Origin of the sequence: Pseudomonas sp. GW531-T4 (genome assembly GCF_017349615.1) — a bacterium.
Lineage (GTDB): Bacteria > Pseudomonadota > Gammaproteobacteria > Pseudomonadales > Pseudomonadaceae > Aquipseudomonas > Aquipseudomonas chlororaphis_I.
In genome coordinates this window covers 1-18,521 of sequence record NZ_JACMZT010000022.1, presented here as the reverse complement: position 1 = coordinate 18,521, position 18,521 = coordinate 1, and the positions used below count along the sequence as shown (strand labels likewise).

Below are 18,521 nucleotides of genomic sequence, written 5' to 3'. Positions count from 1 at the left end.
TATTCGATACCGGCATGCAGCCAGGTCATAGAGATGACAAAAACTGCAGGGTGAGAAAAGTTACAGGGGCAATGGTTTTTCAAGCACCCGCCGCCCACCGAAGTCATTAATGACCTCGTAATGAACAGAGGCTTTGCGATAGGTCTGAGGAGCCCGTTCGGGTAATGGGAAAAACCCACTACTGAAAGGTGCGATCATTTCATCTTTAACTGCAACCCGTCGCCCATCCAGAGCAACTTCTATCTTGCCGAAAGAAACGTAATATGCAGTCGGATTAGTCACCTGAACTCCCAGGCGATTCTCGACTTTACCTTTTCCATCTGGATGCCTGGCCTGTTTGAATTGCCAATCGAGCTTGTTCGCCACCAAGTCCACATCCGACTTCAGGTTCTTGGGTCGAAAGAACACTTTGATTCGGGTTCTGAAGGTAAACTGCAAGACATTTTCATCGACTTCCTTGCGTGGAGGTGTTTCCAGTACATTGAGCCAGAACAAGGATTCCCGATCTTCTGCAAGTTTTTCACCCGTGAAGGAAACACGCAGTGAAGCTGAACTGTCCGAATCCAGGCGAATCACCGCCGGGGACACCAAAAATGGAACTTTCATTTCCTCGGGCCCCTTAGTTGAATCGCCATCATCAATCCAACTTTGGACCAATACAGCAGAGGCACCGGTATTGTTCACTTTTATTGTCACTTCACGAGCATCCGACGGATAAACCAACCGAGTACCCTGGATGACTACCGACGCCTGTACGATTCCAGAACATACGCCCAAGAACATGACGCCGAGAACGAAAGAAGAAAAAATACGCGCTTTCGGCGTCATGAATCACTCCTCGGGCGCTGGTCTTTACTTATACGACAGGGTGTATCGAACGAAGGAGTTACCCGAACCCGCGCCAACACTAGCCGCGGTTGCAACATAGTTCGCCTTGAACTTGAGGGTTGCAGTGTTGGCTGCAACGGTGGCGACCTGTGGCGTGGCTTCCGACTGACCGAGCGGGATTTTCGTGCCAGCAGCGACATTGTCGTTGAACACCTGGATCTGCACGCCGGTGGCAGGCGCTGCGCCGATCAGCTTGAGGTTTCCGGTCGCCGAGTCGACGTTGCCCACTTGGTCAAAATCAACGACGACCTTGGTTCCATTGGCACATTGCGCGCCGGACAGCACCAACGCGAACTTCTCGAACGGAGAAGCATCGCCAATGGCCTTGAAGATCGAAGGAGAGATGCGCCCCAGTTCCACGTTGGTGATGTTGTTTTCACCCGGTGCCTGGCCGTTGATATTGCAAGTCACGTCAGAGATGCTGCCAGAGAAGTTAACCACGCCATCAGTGGCATGAGATAACGAAGGAACAAGCGCAGCAAGCATCAAGCTGGAAGTTGCCAGGGACAGTAAAGATGTGCGTTTCATGTGATTTCCTTGTTCACGTTGATCGGCAAAAGAAGTGCAATCTATTTGATTGTTCTCCCGGTTCAGCCATGACCAAATCACACCGGCCATGGCAGCCCAAGCCTCTCTCACTCAAAGTCTAAGTCAATGGGTCGACAACAATAGCAAGCTCCTTTAGGTGCCCCATGAAGAACCCCCAAAGGAAGCCGTAGCTTACCGATCAGCCTTCGAATTTGAATTGAGAGACGGCCGAAGCACCCATCAGAAATATCTTAATAAACCGCTCATTGATTTCGTCTTTACTTATGAGACAAGACTGTGTACTTCTTCAACGCGCGCGTGTTAGCTGAACTCTACCAAGTGCTCGCATCGCAGTAGCCTGAACCAGGCCAACTCGCTACTCAATAAAAAATTAAAGGAGTCTACCCGTAGGCCTGCGCAATGAGCGCCGACAAAAAGGCCCAACCTCAATGAGAAGAATTGAATATAGAGAGTAAGAATATAAAACCTACACGCATAACCAATATAGAGAGAGCACACTATGGGATCCATAGTCATAGTCGACGACCACCCCCTGGTCAGGATTGCATTGAAAGTCATACTTGAGCGTAACGGGCACCATATCGCCGCCGAAGCAGACAATGGCGTCGACGCCATTCAAGTTGTTCGTACCCATAAGCCGGACTTGGTAATACTTGACCTCGATCTACCGCAACTGGACGGGCTATCCGTACTTACTCACTTCAAGGCCAATAACTTCCTGGTAAAAACACTGATATTGACTTCCAGCGACTCAAAGAACTTTGCCGTACGTTGTTTGCATGGGGGCGCAGCAGGGTTCATCTGCAAGGACGAAGCGCTGGATGAGGTGGGAGATGCAGTAAAAGCATTGTTATCAGGACATACCTATTTTCCTGAAAGTTCTCTGCTCCTGTTGCAGGAAAGCATTCACACCAACCAGATGCAAAGCATTGCCGCCTCCCAGCTGACCAACAGGGAAATCACCACATTAAGGTTATTGGCACAGGGTCTTAACAACAGGGAGATTGCAGCGACTCTGCTTATCAGTCACAAAACGGTCAGTACTTACAAAGTAAGACTCTTGAAGAAGTTCAACACCACCAACCTTCTGGCCCTGATTGAAATAGCCAGGCAGAAAGGAATCATATAGGCCTCTTGCGAACCCCAGCAACGCATGGACATCTGTCTGTTCCAGAATCAGCGTCTTATCGGTTTTGCGACGGGACATCGAGCACTACTCCCTTGGAGCAGCAGAGGAATCAGCGCTCACGAGGCAGTTCTCTCAGATTGATTGGCCCATCATCCTGTATGGCTACAAGACAGATGTCCTTGAGGTTGAGCAGCGCCTGCTCGACCCACTGCGCCCTTTCCAGCAGCACTGGCCAGGTCCCTGCGATACTGATTTCCCTCAGGCGCTGGCAGCTGGAGATCAGCGGCTGGTACTTCAATACACAAGCCGCACCCGCCATCTTGTGGCACAGCCTGGCAATGGCTTGCCGATCTTTTTGTTCGCAGTACGCCCGCAACAGTTCAAGGTCTTTGATCTGGTAAGTCCGTACCTCCTCGATGAGCCGTCGGGCGACTTGCTCATTGTCGCCAGCAAGGTCCATGAGCCTGCCAAGCACCTCCAGCAACGACTCGGCGGAACCGACCCGAATAGCGTGAAACACCTCCTCATCCACGCTTCCCCCTGCGTTGAAGCTTGGTGTCTCCGGCGTTGCGCCGGCCTGTGCATCCTGCCTATTCATATCTGCCTCCTTGCTCACTTGAATATGCCGCAGCCCGTTCATCGAATACGGGTCAGGCTAGGCAAAACTCCTGGAGGCGAATATCAGACGTTTCTCAAAGCGCTGAATAGGGCGGCTTTACTGAGGGAGTCCCCAGACATTGAAGTCCGGAGAGCATGAAAAAACCCCGCCAGAAAAATGCTCTGCCGGTTTTTTTTAATAACTGACGCTGCAACTTGCGGCCACCCAGCACTGGCATGAGTCAGCCAGCCCTTGCCGCATAAGGGTTTCAGCCAATTGAGCCGCATCAGTGCCGGGTACCTGCGAGCATTTCGCCAAAAACACATCGACACAATATTGACACCAAAACACCCGCCCGTCGGAATATTGGCACTTCGTACTGTTACTCCCGGTTAACACCTTTACAAGGCCTGCCCCCACAACTAAACAACTATCCAACTGATATCAGGAATGGCCGTATCCCTGGATCAGAATGACCCAGATTCATCCAGCCATTACTTCAGGAGTCCCTTTCATATGGGTGCTCTCAGGCTATTGCGCACCCTGCGCAGCGCAGCTCCAGGCTTGGGCTCATGTTCGCCCAACCGCTCCTGCGACTCGCTTTTCAAGTACGGCGAACTTCTTCACCTGCACGCCACCTGCGTCCCTCTTCCGGCAGGCCCAGACGGCCGACGATGTCCGGGATCAGCTCGCACCGCTCCTTGACACCCTGAGCGGTACAAGCATGGGACTTCGTCCTGTCAGCAGGACCTGGCGATTCTAAAAAAAGCATTCTCGGGAGAAAGACATGGCTACCACTACAACGACCAGCGGCGGCACCACCACTTCGTTTTCCAATACACCGCAGGCGCAGGACGACATTTTCACTACAGGTGTCATTGGCACGAGCAGCGCAGCCATCACTGAAGACCTGCTGGGGATCGTGTATCTGGACGTCATGTCCAATGACCTGGGCGGCAATGCAAAGACACTCTGGTCACTCGATAACGCGACCAGCCTTTCTACTGCTACCAAGATTTATGCTCCGGCCGATCTCCTGGTCCAGGACACGAGCAGAGTCGAGGCGACGAGTTCCGACACCAGCTTCAATGGTGCAAAAATCTGGATTACGTCGGATGGAAAAGTCGGCTACGACGCCGCGACCTTATCGACGGCTTTCAAGGCGCAACTTCAAGCGCTTGCTGCCGGAGCGTCCCTGACAGACAGCTTTACGTACGCGATTCGTCTCGGCAATGGCACACTCAGTTGGGCCACTGCGCAGGTGCAATTTGCCGGTGCGAATGACAGTGTGACGATGAGCTTCGGCACACAGGCCGGTACCGTGACCGAAGATGCGGCCACGACAGCGAGCCCGACCGACTCGCACAGCGCGACGGGCACGATTGCCTTTAGCGATGTCGATCTGAGCGACACGCATACCGCCTCGTTCGTGGCGGCACAAGGCAATGCCACAGCGCTGGGCAACTTCGCCCTCGCCTCTGTGACGGAAGCCGCCGATACGGCCAACGGCACCGTCAACTGGACTTACACCCTGGATAACGCGGCAGCCCAGTCCCTGGCTCAGGGTCAGACGGTCAGCGAAACTTATGTGGTCACCGTCAGTGACGGGCATGGCTCGTCGACAACGCAGAATGTGACCATCACCATCACCGGTACCAACGACCAGGTGCAGATCACCAGCGGCGTACAGAGCGGAGATGCCAAGGAAGACAGCGGCGACTACGCTGCCAGCGGCAACATCACCTTTACCGACGCCGACCTGATCGACAGCCACAGCGTTACCGTCACGCCGGGCGCTTCGGGCTACCTGGGCAGCTTCACTACAGACCCGCTGAACGACAGCACCGGCACGGGCAGCGGCTCGCTGGACTGGCACTTCGCGGTAGACAACGCTGCCCTGCAGTTCCTCGGCGAAGGCCAGACCGTCACCCAGACCTATAACGTGGCGATCGGCGACGGCACGGTGCAGACCGTGACCATTACCCTCACCGGTACCAACGACCGACCGACGCTGACGATTGCCGACACTACCGGCGCCATGAGCGAAGGCAACGCTGCGGCCACACTGAGCGACAGCGGCGCCCTGAGCTTTGCCGATCTGGACAGCACCGACGTGGTGACGGTGTCGCACACCGCCAACGGTGACATCGCCTGGAGCGGTGGCACGCTCGATGCGGGTGTAGCTTCGGCACTGGTGGCCGGCTTCTCGGTCGATCAGAACAGCTGGGACTACAGCAGCAGCCAGAACCTCGACTTCCTCGGCGCGGGTGAAACCATCACCTTCTCGTACAGGGTGGTCGCCACCGACAACAGCGGCGCGGCCAACGCTGCATCGGCGACGCAGACCGTCAGCATCACCATTACCGGCAGCAATGACGCGCCGGTACTCAGCTTCGCCAGCGGCAACGATGCCGGCGCAGTGCAGGAAGACACTACCCTCAGCGTCAGCGGTCAATTCAGCTCGACCGATATCGATCATGCCGCCACCGCTACCTGGAGCATCGTCGGAGCAAACACCGGCTCCTTCGGTTCGATCGCCGTGGACAGCAGCGGCCAATGGACCTACACCTTGGCCAACGGCACCGATGGAGTCTCCAGTGCCGTGCAGTCGCTGAAGGCGGGCGAGAGTTACGACGAAGTGTTCAGCGTGCAGGTCAGCGACAGCCTGGGCGGTGTCGACACCCAACAGGTGACCATCACTGTCACCGGTAGCAACGATGCGCCGGTACTCAGCTTCGCCAGCGGCAATGATGCCGGCGCAGCGCAGGAAGACACCACCCTCAGCGTCAGCGGTCAATTCAGCTCGGCCGACATCGATCACGATGCCTCCGCTATCTGGACCATCAATGGCTCGCCAACTGGCAGCTACGGCTCGATTGCCGTGGACGGCAGCGGCCAATGGACCTACACCCTGGCCAACGGCACCGATGGCGTTGCCGGTGCGGTGCAATCGCTCAAGGCGGGCGAAAGTCATGACGAAGTGTTCAGCGTGCAGGTCAGCGATGGCCTGGGCGGCGTCGACACCCAGCTGGTGACGATCACTGTCACCGGTACCAACGACGCCGCCGTACTGTCCTCGGCCAGCGTCACGCTGAGCGAAACCAATGCTCCATTGACTACCGGCGGCAGCCTGACCGTCAGCGATATCGACAGCCCGGAAAGCTTCCAGGCGCAAACCGACACCGCTGGCAACTACGGCAAATTCTCCATCGACACCGGCGGTGCCTGGACCTACGTCGCCGACTCCGCGCACAACGAGTTCGCCGCCGGCACCACCTACACCGACACCTTCGCCGTGAGCAGTGCCGATGGCACCCTCACATCGGTCACTGTACATATCCTCGGGACCAACGATGCCGCCGTGCTGTCCGCCGACATCGCCAACCTGACCGAGACCAATGCCGCCGTCGACATCTCCACCGCCGGCACCCTGACCATCAGCGACGTCGACAGCGCCGCGACCTTCGTCGCGCAAACCGACACCGCTGGCAACCACGGCAAGTTCTCCATCGACACCAGCGGTGCCTGGACCTACGTCGCCGACTCCGCCCACAACGAGTTCGCCGCCGGCACCACCTACACCGACACCTTCGCGGTAAGCAGTGCCGATGGCACCCTCACTTCGGTCACGGTGCATATCCTCGGCACCAACGATGCCGCCGTGCTGTCCACTGGCATCGCCAACCTCACCGAGACCAATGCCGCCACCGACATCTCCACCGCCGGCAGCCTGACCATCAGCGACGTCGACAGCGCCGCAACCTTCATTGCCCAAACCGACACCGCTGGCAACTACGGCAAATTCTCCATCGACACCGGCGGTGCCTGGACCTATGTCGCCGACTCCGCGCACAACGAGTTCGCCGCCGGCACCACCTACACCGACACCTTCGCCGTGAGCAGTGCCGACGGCACCCTCACCTCGGTTACCGTGCATATCGCCGGCAGCAATGACTTGCCGACCATCACCTCCAACGGTGGTGGTACGACGGCTTCGATCAACCTGGAGGAGAACACTGCAGCGGTCACGACCGTGGCGGCAACCGATGCCGATCTGCCGGCACAGATATTGAGCTACAGCATCGTCGGCGGAGCGGATGCCGCGAAGTTCTCAATCGTTACCAGCACAGGTGCATTGAGCTTTATCTCTGCCCCCAACTTTGAAGCACCGACCGATTCGGGAACGAACAATGTCTATGACGTGATTGTGCGGGCGTCGGACGGCACGCTGTTTGACGACCAGACGATCGTGGTAACCGTGACGGGCGTCAACGACAACAGCCCGGTGATCACCTCCAACGGCGGGGGTGCGACGGCTTCGGTCAACGTGGCGGAGAACACCACGGCAGTCACGACGGTGGTGGCGAGCGATGCCGATCTACCCGCGCAGACACTGAGCTACTCGATCCTGAATACGGCCGGCACGGACTTCAGCAAATTCTCGATCAGTTCGAGCGGAGTGCTGACGTTCAATTCGGCCCCCGATTACGAAAATGCCCAGGATATCGGGGGTACCGACGGCGACAATGCCTACGTTGTGGACGTCCAGGTGGCCGACGGCAATGGCGGAACCGACACGCAGACCCTTACGGTAAACGTGCAGAACGTTGTCGAGACGCCAGTCGATAGCGTACCGCCAACGGTGACAGTGACGGGAACGGCCTTGGGCAGCTCGATCGGCTCTACGTCGACGGTCACATTCCAGTTCAGTGAGGCAGTGAGCGGTTTCAGCCTTTCGGATGTCTCGGTGACTAAGACGAGCGGAGCGCCCCGCGGAACCTTCAGTAACTTTACCCAGGTCGATGGCGATACCTACACCGCGACGCTGACCAGAACGCTGGGCGGTAGCGTGAAAGTCGACGTTGCCGCGAACAGCTACACCGACCTGGCGGGTAATGCTGGGGCTGCCGGGAGCAGTGCAAACCTTCCGGCAGGCGTTGCCGGCGAGCCCATCAACCTGGCCCTCGACATTCCACCGGCCGAGATTGACGGCCCCGTAACGGTGGCCATCAGCGGCGTTCCTTCGGGGTGGGTGTTCAATGCAGGAACCGACAATGGCGACGGCACCTGGATCGTGCAGACCAACGATCCCGGTGCCTTGACCGTGACAACCTCAAGCGACTTCGCGGGTGCGTTGGTGCTTGAGGTCAACCTGTACTGGAGCAACAGTGACGGCAGCAGCGCAAGCGCCTATGTGTTCAACAACGTCGAAGTCTATGCCCCCGGCTCGCCGATCTTCGCCTTGTCCGCTGACGACAACCTGACCGGCTCATCCGGTGCCGACACGTTCGTCTTCGCCCAGCCGATCGGTAACAACCAGATCTACAATTTCGACGTCGCGGCGGACAAGATCGACTTGATCGGCTTCACAGGCGTCACCGCCTTCGCTGATTTGAGCATCAGCAACGACGCAAACGGCAATGCCCTGGTCAGCATCGGCTCCGGCCAGACGGTCACCCTCAAAGGCGTCGATGCGGCGGACCTGGGCGAAGCGAACTTCCGGTTCGATACGGACCCACTCACCCACAACAGCGGTACCCTCACCATTGCCGACGGCGCGATCATGCCGTTCGGTGGCGGCCTCCATAACAGCGGCACCATCGAACTCGGCTCCGCCGGCAACGAGACCAGCCTGGAGATTCTGTTCCGTGGCGCGACCTTGACCGGTGGCGGCCAGGTACTGCTATCCGACAACGCGCAAAATGTGATTTTCGGCGGCAGCGCCGACACCGTGCTGACCAATGTCGACAACCGCATTTCCGGCGCCGGCCAGTTGGGTGCAGGGCAAATGATACTGGCCAATGCGGGGCTGATCCTGGCCAGCGGCATGAACAGCCTGGTGCTCGACACCGGCACCCACACCATCAGCAACAGCGGTGTACTGGAGTCCACCGGCACAGGCGGCATGACAGTGGCCAGCGCGGTCGAAAACACCGGCCATCTGTGGGCCAACGGTGGCGACCTGCGCCTGCTGGCCGACGTGACCGGCAATGGCAGCGCGACCATCGACGGCGACGCCAGCCTGACCTTCGCCGGTGCCGCACACACCTCCGTCGCCTTTCACGGCGCAGGCGCCGGCTCGCTGGTGATCGCCCAGGCTGAAGCAGCGGGGTCGCTGGTCGGCATCCTCGGCCTCGAGAGCGATGACTTGCTGACGTTCGGCGATCTCGCTTTCGGTGCCAATACCCAGCTCAGCTACACCGCCAACGCCTCTGGCGCCGGCGGCCTGCTGACGGTGGACGACGGCGCACATCGAGCCGAGGTGAACCTGCTGGGACACTACTCGGCGGAAGACTTCCAGGTCACCGATGGCGGCGAAGCCGGCACCCAGGTCAGTTACCACGGCCAATCCAGCGGCACACTGGTGGGCAGCATGCTCGCGGACACGCTCAGCGGCAGCGACGGCAACGACATCATCGTGGGTCGTGGCGGCGAGGACAGCCTCAGCGGCGGCGCGGGAGCCGACATGTTCGCCTACCTCAACGCGAATGAAGGCGGCGACCATATCCTCGACTACAACTTCGCCGAAGGTGACACCCTCGACCTCTCCACGCTGCTCAACGCCAACTTCGTCAGCGGCACCAGCCAGGTGGCCGACTTTGTCCAACTGGCGCAGTCCGGCAGCGACATAACGGTGCAGGTGGATCCCGATGGCGCCAATAATGGCAAGCACTTCGTCGATGTCGCGGTGCTCGACCACATTGGCACGCCCGGCCCCGATCTGGTGCGCACCTGGTTTGGGGAAGCCGACCATACGCTGACGGCGTGATGCATTGGGCTGGAGTTGACTGGGAGGGTCAGTATGCTCGATGTGAATCGAGTGGCCCCTCAGTCAACTTTTCGAAATCCAGATGGGGGAACACGCGAGGGAAATAAAACAGCCAGAAACGCAAAAGCCCCGTAAATACGGGGCTTTTCGTGAAAATAACGGGAGAGAGGGACTCACCACAGGTGTCACTCCTTCAACCTGATCTACTGCAAAACAAACCCAGTAAAATAGCTATTGATTACATGGTAATCACATCATCCAGAAATCATTAGCAGCCCCAAAAAACAAAACAAAAAACGTCAAATCCTAGCTTTAAAAAGATGATCTCCAGCACATTCCACGCAACCACCAAAAAAACACCTAGAAAAAACAACTCACAGATCAACCTCAGAAACTTAGACATTTTGAATCCGCCTAAAATTCAGTTAAGAGATCAGCCTATAGCTTTCTGAGCAGCCTCCACAAACAATGGAATAACAAGAATTCCAACAATCATAGAAATATCAGAACTTAAAACACGGAGGTCAGAAAAACTGACCTCCACGCTTCACCACAAGATCAAATGAAAGCAACTTTGCAGAGCCTACTCAGGCAATGCATATGCTATTACATAGTCTCCGACCGGGGTCCTCATAAAATGATGGCCATCAGCAGTAATTACCAGATACTGCTTCCCATTTATCGAGTAGGTCATCGGGGTGGCCTGCCCTCCCGCAGGAAGAACGTCATCCCAGACAGTTTTTCCTGTTTTTATATCAATGGCGCGAATCAAACCGTCAGTAGCTGCCGCAATAAAAACCAGCCCCCCCGCGGTAATGATGGGACCACCATTATTCGGTGTACCAACCTCAACCGGCAGATAGGTCGGAAGTCCGAATGGCCCGTTTGCCCGGGCTGTTCCCAGTGGCTTTTGCCAAATGACTTTCTGATTATTCATATTGATCGCAGTAATCATACCGAATGGCGGTTCATTACAAAGAACCTGCGTCAGCGGCATTAAAAACGGCGTCACATCAATACCATAAGGCGTTTCAGCCATCGCGCCCGCACCTTCGGCACCTCCGGAGGAAGTATTAAACTTAGGGTCGTCAATTGGACGAAGTCCACGCCGATCAGACTCTTCACGACTCAAGAGCTGATCATACATAGGGGTATTGTTCCAGTTTGCAATCAGCACCCCGGTAAGCGGATCATAAGAAACGCTGCCCCAGTCACTACCACCGTTATAGCCAGGATATTCAATCCAAGGTCGTCCTATTACAGGCGGAGTAAACTCGCCTACATAGTGAGCTTGTTTGAATTTGGTCCTGCAGTACATCTGGTCAAACGGCGTCATCCCCCACATCTTTTCTTCCGTTAGATCGGGAAACCCCAGGCGAGGCATGCCAACGGACCAAGGTTGTGTGGGTGAACGAGGGTCTCCGGGTACGTTACCTGCTGGCGCTGGGCGTTCCTCTACAGCGGTGAGAGGCTTTCCACTTCTCCGATCAAGAACGAAAGTTTGCCCCCGCTTGGTCGGTATTATAATTGCCGGAACTTTCTCTCCTTTGTCGGTAAAGTCAAAAAGAGTGGATTGAGAACCTATATCGTAATCCCATACATCCTTGTGAACGGTTTGAAATACCCAGCGCTCTTTGCCTGTGGTCGCATCCAGCGCTACAACGGAAGAGGAAACTCTGTTTTCGTTCTCGCTTCTCAACGCACTGTAATAGTCGGCTGCTGAGTTCCCCATTGGAACGTACACCAGGCCGAGCTGTTCATCCCCTGTCATCGGCCCCCAAGAGTTTGGAGTACCACGGCTATACTCCTCTCCTGATTCAGGCTCGGTGGTAACTCCCGGACGGTTGACATCCCATGCCCAGAGAAAAGCGCCAGTATCTGCGTTATATCCCCTGATAACACCTGATGGCGCCCATCGTTTCTGCCCATCCAGCACTTGATGGTTTACAACAACTGCACCATTGACAATAACAGGCGGAGATGTAGAGGCTACAAAACCAGGTACTGTTTCTCCCAACCCTTTCAACAGGTTTACCTGACCATTCTCACCGAACTGTTGACACGGTTTCCCTGTATCTGCATCGACGGCGATCAAACGCATGTCCAACGTCGATTCAACAATTCGATTATGGCATTGGGCGTCAGGCGCGGTGGTTTCCGATCGGTAATAACTTACTCCGCGACAGGCTGCGGTATAAGGCACACTTTCATACTTGGTCCCGGCATCAAATGTCCATATTGGTTTTCCGCTAACCGGATCCAGCTTCGCAAGGTTATTGGTAGCCGTACAAATATAGACACCGTCACCGATTTTTATCGGCGTAGTTTCAGCGGCCCATTTATTCGTTTTGCCCTTGGGTGGAAGGTCTCCTGTTCTGTAAACCCAGGCGACCTTGAGATCGCGGACATTGCTTGTATTGATCTGGTTCAGTTGCGAATAGCGAGTTGCATTCTTATTCCCGTACTCGCTCCAATCCACATTTGCCAGCTTATTAGCCTCAACTGGGCTCTTCACTTGCGCAGATGGATAGTTGCCCAGGTCATAAGAGGTCTCCTGTGGAATCCAGGCGAGCCCAAAAGCAATGGCTGAACATACCCCACATAGGCCGATTAAAACTTTACGCCAAAATAAACGAGGGGTGGGATCGTTCTTTCCACCCTTCAGCTCTGGAAGAACGATACAAACCAATACTGCAAGTACGGTTAGATAGCCTACGCGCGGTACCCACCCCCATATTCTGGAGCCAACCTCCCATACGGTCCAACCAAGGGTTATTGCATAGACCAAACAGAACAGCCACGCTCCGACCAGCCTGGATCTATAAATCAATACGCCAGACGCTAGAATTCCCACGCCTGCTGCCACGTAGTAGGTTGCCCCACCAAGTAATGCTAAATAACCTCCTTGGATCAGGAACAAGAGCCCTGTCACAATCAACAGGCCCGATACTAGAACACGCAATCTAGATTGCCGAGCGATCGTCTTGATTTCCATACCAATCATACCTCATGCCAGGTTTTTATATTAAAACAACCAAAAGCACCTTCATCCCCTCCGTTGAGAATCAGACTATGTTTCAAGCATCTTCAACCACATCAAAACCCACACCGCTCAAATAAAAACATAACCAACAAGACACAGGCAGCCGCAAAAAGAACATGGCCTCCATGTCTATTTGAAAAGTCACAGCATCATATTTCTTGAAGAAAATTATTGACTCACATAGCCAGCCACCTCCTCATACTGATATATAATCAACCTGCAACAACCACCCTGAGGTTCTCATTATGAAGTGGACAAAACCCAGCTTTACAAACCTGCGCCTAGGTTTCGAAGTGACTCTTTACTTCGCAAATCGCTGATACCTTCCGCCCCAGTTCGCCGGGGCTTCTTTGGCCTGGCGAACCCATATCTATCAGCAGCGCACACAAGCTTTCCGCTGATTTACAGCGAATAAGGTAAAAGCTTGATATTCAAAAGAAGATTTCGCATGCGCGACTCCAACAAAGAGCTATTCGCATTGGTTCCCGCATAGCTGTCCAATACTTTAAGCGCCTCTACATCGGGTCTTTTAAAATCAGCTTTTCTTAGAATCTCGGCATATTTTTCCAGATAGCCTTTTGCGCTTTCGAGCACCTCAGGCAATACCGAGGCAAACTGATCAGGCTGTCGAGCATGGGCTAACTCCACTTGCAGAGCATCGCTGGCCATCACAATCGAACGTATTCGCTCCAGTATTTCCTGCAAGTGAAATATCAGCACCTCTTGTTTGCTTTCTCCGGTCTGCCACCCAGGCTCCAAGGCAACCCTCGCCAACATTGCCTCGCAGTCACGAAGTTCGCTCCAGATGTTCAGATCAAGAGAGTTCTTATTCGCAGATCGGTTTATCTGCAATGAACCGGAAACACTGCTTATTAGCTTCGCCAGGCGATTGAGTAAGCTTTGCCCTTCCGCTTCCGGCCATAGATATCGATGAATGACCAGCGATATACCAACCCCTAGCAGGACCCCAATCAGACGATCACGTATATCAGTCAAGTCCGTATTGGGGGTGAACTGTTCCAGCAGTGCCAAGGAAAAAGTAAAAATAATCTGGATGCCTGCATAACTGACTCTCTCCGAACCTGCCGCGATCCAGGCCCCAAGCCCCATTACTGGTAGAACCATAAACAGCAGGCCAACAATTCCATCAATATCAGGTACTACCCAGATCATCGCCACCAAGGCAAGAAACCCGCCCACCAGCGCGCCGCCTAAACGAAGGTATGCGCGCTGGGCGGAAGCGCCTAGAGTTGGCTGGGCGACTATCAAGCATGTGAGCATAATAGTGTGGATGCCCTGCCAGTCGCTGGCGGTGTAAAACAGATAGCAAATTAGTGCAGCAAACAGCGTCTTCAGGGAAAACTGCACATACGCTGGATTAACAAAGGCATCCGCCGCGAATAGACTCTTGGACTCTTTCGCTGGAGCCTTTATAGAGTCGAAAAATTCACCTTCCTGAATTTGAAGTAATGCCAGTTGTAGCTCCTCATAAGCTCCTGGCAAGCTCAAGACGCTTAACTGTGGTGTTTCTTGCGATCCGTCATGAGAGCGAGTCGTGTGCATAGATACATTTACAGCAAGCACGGCTCGACGTAGGTTTTCTATTTCCGGCGTAATAATTGATTTGGCGGGTAGCTGCGAAGCCAATACAAGGAGACGTGAGATAGCGCCAACGCGCGAAAAATACGCGGTGTGCCTAGTGAGAAATCGAGAGTCGCGCATATTAATAAAACGCAAGAGTTGCTGCGAAGCCAGCAGGCTCCGCTGAATGTTCTCCGGCGACAGGTCCGCCGTACTTCCTGTCCCGTCAATACGACCGGCTACTACTCTTAATTGACCACGCAGATGGTCCTCCAGTTGTCTTGCCGGCTCCACAGGTAGCAACAGGGTATTGATCAGCAATGTCAGGAGTATCGCGTAGCTAACAGCGACCCAGACCCACATCACAAGGCGCAAGACCAACTCAGCCTGATCGGTAAGATCAGCAAAGGTCTGCACATAGATGACTACGATTCCAACGATGAAAAAAACAACGCCAATCTTGGTCACGCGCATCAAGTAAACGCTGAAAAAGAACAGCGTACTTGCCCCCAGCACTCGCAACAAAGGGTAGGCATAAGTGAACTTCAGAAGAAGAATGGACAGGCCTATGGCAAGAGTCACACCTAGGATAAACAGTGTTCCTACCATTCGCGTCAAAACGACGTTGGTCTGCGTCACATAAAATACGACGATCAAAGACAGAGCGAGGAAAGGGACCTGTAGAGCCATTGATATGATGATCACCAAACTACAGCTTAGTAGTGTTCGCATCATCAAATTGAGCCGACCAGGATAGGGCCGCATCTGAGCCATTAGAAATCGGTACAGACGCTCGGGCCCGCTATACAGATCAGGGCTCGTAGTCATTTGCTGTTTTCTGCCGTTTCGCGAGGGCTCAGTACCGCTACCGCAGAGGCTCCAACTCGAAAGAGTTCCGGATCAGGGTCCAGTACTGAGATCTTCACCGGGAAACGCTGAGAAACCCTTACCCAATTAATGCTGCGTTGGACGCGTGGAAGCCCTTCCACCACGGTTCCGCCGTCATCAGGGAGAACACCAAAGCTGATAGAGTCGACTTGGCCATGGAAGCGCTTACTGGTATCGCCGAGCAAATAAAGATTAGCTGGGGTCCCCGCCTTGATGTCCCGCAGATCTGTCTCACGGAAATTGGCTACTACGTACCAATGCCGCGAATTGATGAGTGTAAAGATGGCTTTATTGGCTGTGGCAAACTGTCCGACAGTGGTTCGAAGCGAAGCCACTCGCCCATCGAAAGGCGCGCGCACTTCGGTGAACTCTAGATTCAGTTCAGCAATAGAGATCTGGGCCTCTACTTCGGCACGTTGAGCGACCAGGGCATCCACCCCGCTGATGCCCGCGGAGGCTCGCTTGGCCTGCAACATGGCCGTATTCAGTTCAGCGGCCGTTGAGCGCTGAAGGGTACGCGCCTGGTCAACCGCCTCCACCGAAACGAAACCTCGAGCCAGCAACTTCTCCAGCCGCTGCAGCGTATCGTTTGCTTGTTTGGCCTGAGCACGGGCCCGCTCAATCACCGCAACTGCGGATGCTGCTTCATATGTCTGGGCATTTACACTTCGTTGGGTCAGCGCTATTTGATTATCAAGAGTGACCAAGCGCGCCTTTGCCTGATCCAATGCATCCTGATAGGGGCGCGCATCGACACGGAGAAGTAAATCGCCTTTCCTGACTAATTGGTTATCGTGCACCGGCAATTCAACGATACGGCCATTTACTTCCGGGACGACATCGATTGAGTCGGCATAGACATAAGCATCATCAGTGCTGGGGCTGTTCTCTATCTGCCAGATCACATAACCCAGCGTTAAAAAAGACAATAGGACTATCAGGAAGACAGGTAGGCGGCTTCGACGAGGAGTTGCAATAGCTTCGGTCATGCAAGGCCCCTACTGATGAAAAACCGCGAGCCACAGCAGCGTCGCCAGCAAGCTAGTGAGGGCTGGATAGCTTAATGCTAAGGGAGAGAAGCGTTCGTGCGCGTTGTACAGTCCTAAAAACAGGTGAATTATCGTCACCCCGAGAATGCCTCCGACGATGCAGAACAACCAGTCGGGAAATGCGGCACCGAAAAGTACAAGTGAAGGTGAAATGCTACATCCGCCAAGTAGCAGACTGACAAGCAAAAGTGCCTGCTTGGAGAGCGTGGGTGATGGCATTCTGATCCCCAAGATGACGACTGGTGACCACCAGCAGCCTGATTGAACATTTCTTATCTAAACTATCTGCAGCATCAGGCTCATGGAATAGGAATAATTGACAACCAATTTGTGAAAACTCACAAAGACATTTCACCATTTAGACAGGAAGATCTGCCGATTTGCTATACGAAACCAAATGCAAACTGGATTTGCCTTACTGGCCCTAAATAGCGGTGAAAGACATGAGCAATGCACGAGGAGCTAACATACTGGTCACAGCTCCCCAAATCAGCCCACAACTCAGGCAAATCACACAGGAAATCGCCAATAGTCCGACGTCAATAACCGGTAAAATTCACCTTGTACTCACCCAAATGGACGGCTATACGGACCTGACCACCGAAGCTCGAAAAGATTTAGAGGACTCACTCGACTTCGTTGCACGACTTTGGTGCGAATCATTATTAACTAGCCAGTGCTTATCCAACGAATCGCGCAACGCATTAGAAGAAATTGGCAGGCGGCGCTTCCATCAAGGCGTTCCCCTTCCATCGCTGATGCGAGGATTCAGCCTTGGATTGCGCGAAATATGGTTGGGTTTTCTTGATCGTGCAAAAGATGACAACGACCTTCTCAAGGAAATGTTGTTCAATATATCCAGCTTTATGCTTGTGTACTTTGACGAAGTCACGGAAGAAATACTTCAAGCCTACTTGAATGAACAGATACAAAATACTCGATGGAGGGAAAGCCTGAACCAACGGCTCTATCATATTTTGTTTCATTCGCCCCAGGATATGGAAGGATTCCAGGAAATCCTGTTGGCTCTTGGCCTTGACCCAAGTGCTCCGTGGGTGGCATTGGCGCTGGATGTCTTATTGCAAACGGAACAGCCTTCTCTACGAGAGAGTGAACTCGACCGGCTACTCCTGTCAGTTTCAAGAAACTTCAAGATACCTGCAAAAGAACTGGTCAGAACCTGGTATCACGACAAATTAATAATCTGGATGCCCCGGGTTCACGGCGAGACTATAAGCCAATGCGACCAGCGCATCGCCAAATCAGCCACTTCTTTATTCCCCTTGATCCCGAACCTGAAAAGAGTCGGGATTGGCCTAATGAATCAAGGTATTTCCGGATGGATCAGCTCTGCAAGCGAGGCCATCAAGGCTATTGATTTCTATCCAAATGACGACTCCGGCATTCGTATTCGACGTTATTCGAGCATCCTGATTGAAGATAGTGTACGAGGCAGCGAGAACATACTGAGATTCCTTGTATCACTAATAGAACAACTGGCTAACGAGCCGGAACTCCTCTTGACCCTGGAGACTTACTTCCTTCAGAGTCGACGTCGCACCCCTACTGCAAAGTATCTGGGAATCCATCCAAACACCCTTAACTATCGACTGGGACGCATTGAAAGCATACTGTGCGCCAGCCTGGATGACATTAACTGGGTTAGCCGGCTGGATATAGCCTTGAAACTTCGCCGACACTCGCTCAACAAGTCGATAAAAGAATAGATACCCTTAGACCGAAATTTGAAAACATTCAGAAAGTGCCAGCTGATTACTGACCATAAAACAACCATAGAAAAGCGAAAATGTATAAAAAAATCAAAACAAGGCATTTTCGCCTGCTTTTCACTTCCAATATACTTTTCATCTTGTCTTTATCCGTCCCGACCATCCCTTACTGGGGACCGGTTTTTGGATTTCTACTAGCAACTTGCACATCCTTCCTCATTCTGAAAGACGACAAACCCGCAAAATCAATCTATACTATCGGAATTTTAAACCTAATAATTTACGTCCTGGGGTTTT

The 18,521-nt window shown here is 53.9% G+C and carries 11 protein-coding genes; 4 read left to right on the top strand and 7 right to left on the bottom strand.

Annotated features, from left to right (window positions below):
• Positions 1-60: 60 nt before the first annotated feature.
• Together J4D28_RS18280 and J4D28_RS18275 are read right to left on the bottom strand one after the other, a co-directional pair.
• A complete protein-coding gene (locus J4D28_RS18280) occupies positions 61-828 on the bottom strand; it encodes a molecular chaperone (RefSeq protein ID WP_009047549.1) in 768 nt (255 codons plus the stop codon).
• Between the two features lie 24 nt (positions 829-852).
• On the bottom strand, positions 853-1,416 hold the full coding sequence (locus J4D28_RS18275; protein ID WP_009047548.1) for a fimbrial protein: 564 nt from the start codon (positions 1,414-1,416) through the stop codon (positions 853-855).
• Between the two features lie 520 nt (positions 1,417-1,936).
• Between J4D28_RS18275 and J4D28_RS18270 the strand changes: the two genes are divergently transcribed.
• Entirely contained in the window at positions 1,937-2,566 is a 630-nt protein-coding gene (locus tag J4D28_RS18270; RefSeq protein WP_009047547.1) for a response regulator transcription factor, read from the top strand.
• A 109-nt stretch (positions 2,567-2,675) separates the two neighbouring features.
• On the opposite strand, the gene J4D28_RS18265 is transcribed toward J4D28_RS18270, so the two are convergent.
• Positions 2,676-3,164, bottom strand: a complete 489-nt coding sequence (locus J4D28_RS18265; protein ID WP_028681853.1) for an Hpt domain-containing protein — start codon at positions 3,162-3,164, stop codon at positions 2,676-2,678.
• 787 nt (positions 3,165-3,951) lie between these two features.
• On the opposite strand from J4D28_RS18265, the gene J4D28_RS18260 reads away from it, so the two are divergent.
• On the top strand, positions 3,952-9,933 hold the full coding sequence (locus J4D28_RS18260) for a VCBS domain-containing protein (RefSeq protein WP_103331403.1): 5,982 nt from the start codon (positions 3,952-3,954) through the stop codon (positions 9,931-9,933).
• Between the two features lie 583 nt (positions 9,934-10,516).
• Here the strand turns inward: J4D28_RS18260 and J4D28_RS18255 are convergent.
• Positions 10,517-12,928 carry a membrane-bound PQQ-dependent dehydrogenase, glucose/quinate/shikimate family gene (locus tag J4D28_RS18255; RefSeq protein ID WP_009047544.1) on the bottom strand — a complete coding sequence of 804 codons (2,412 nt, stop codon included), beginning with the start codon at positions 12,926-12,928 and terminating at the stop codon, positions 10,517-10,519.
• Between the two features lie 293 nt (positions 12,929-13,221).
• Here J4D28_RS18255 and pqqA point away from each other — a divergent pair, with 293 nt between their 5' ends.
• Entirely contained in the window at positions 13,222-13,296 is a 75-nt protein-coding gene (gene pqqA / locus J4D28_RS18250) for a pyrroloquinoline quinone precursor peptide PqqA (RefSeq protein WP_080684161.1), read from the top strand.
• Positions 13,297-13,378: 82 nt separating this feature from the next.
• Here pqqA and J4D28_RS18245 read toward each other — a convergent pair whose 3' ends face one another.
• The 3 genes from J4D28_RS18245 to J4D28_RS30730 form a co-directional block, all read right to left on the bottom strand.
• On the bottom strand, positions 13,379-15,262 hold the full coding sequence (locus J4D28_RS18245) for an FUSC family protein (RefSeq protein ID WP_232290996.1): 1,884 nt from the start codon (positions 15,260-15,262) through the stop codon (positions 13,379-13,381).
• 119 nt (positions 15,263-15,381) lie between these two features.
• Positions 15,382-16,434, bottom strand: a complete 1,053-nt coding sequence (gene mdtN, locus J4D28_RS18240; RefSeq protein ID WP_037005677.1) for a multidrug transporter subunit MdtN — start codon at positions 16,432-16,434, stop codon at positions 15,382-15,384.
• A gap of 9 nt (positions 16,435-16,443) precedes the next feature.
• Positions 16,444-16,713 (bottom strand): YtcA family lipoprotein, encoded by a 270-nt coding sequence (locus tag J4D28_RS30730; RefSeq protein WP_087945447.1) that lies wholly within the window; start codon positions 16,711-16,713, stop codon positions 16,444-16,446.
• 224 nt (positions 16,714-16,937) lie between these two features.
• Between J4D28_RS30730 and J4D28_RS18230 the strand changes: the two genes are divergently transcribed.
• On the top strand, positions 16,938-18,221 hold the full coding sequence (locus J4D28_RS18230) for a CdaR family transcriptional regulator (protein ID WP_009047541.1): 1,284 nt from the start codon (positions 16,938-16,940) through the stop codon (positions 18,219-18,221).
• Positions 18,222-18,521 lie beyond the last annotated feature (300 nt).

Excerpts from the sequence above, each read along its gene's own strand:
- J4D28_RS18280 (WP_009047549.1), bottom strand. The coding sequence starts at position 828 with ATGACGCCGAAAGCGCGTATTTTTTCTTCTTTCGTTCTCGGCGTCATG.
- J4D28_RS18275 (WP_009047548.1), bottom strand. The coding sequence starts at position 1,416 with ATGAAACGCACATCTTTACTGTCCCTGGCAACTTCCAGCTTGATGCTT.
- J4D28_RS18270 (WP_009047547.1), top strand. The coding sequence starts at position 1,937 with ATGGGATCCATAGTCATAGTCGACGACCACCCCCTGGTCAGGATTGCA.
- J4D28_RS18265 (WP_028681853.1), bottom strand. The coding sequence starts at position 3,164 with ATGAATAGGCAGGATGCACAGGCCGGCGCAACGCCGGAGACACCAAGC.
- J4D28_RS18260 (WP_103331403.1), top strand. The coding sequence starts at position 3,952 with ATGGCTACCACTACAACGACCAGCGGCGGCACCACCACTTCGTTTTCC.
- J4D28_RS18255 (WP_009047544.1), bottom strand. The coding sequence starts at position 12,928 with ATGGAAATCAAGACGATCGCTCGGCAATCTAGATTGCGTGTTCTAGTA.
- mdtN (WP_037005677.1), bottom strand. The coding sequence starts at position 16,434 with ATGACCGAAGCTATTGCAACTCCTCGTCGAAGCCGCCTACCTGTCTTC.
- J4D28_RS30730 (WP_087945447.1), bottom strand. The coding sequence starts at position 16,713 with ATGCCATCACCCACGCTCTCCAAGCAGGCACTTTTGCTTGTCAGTCTG.
- J4D28_RS18230 (WP_009047541.1), top strand. The coding sequence starts at position 16,938 with ATGAGCAATGCACGAGGAGCTAACATACTGGTCACAGCTCCCCAAATC.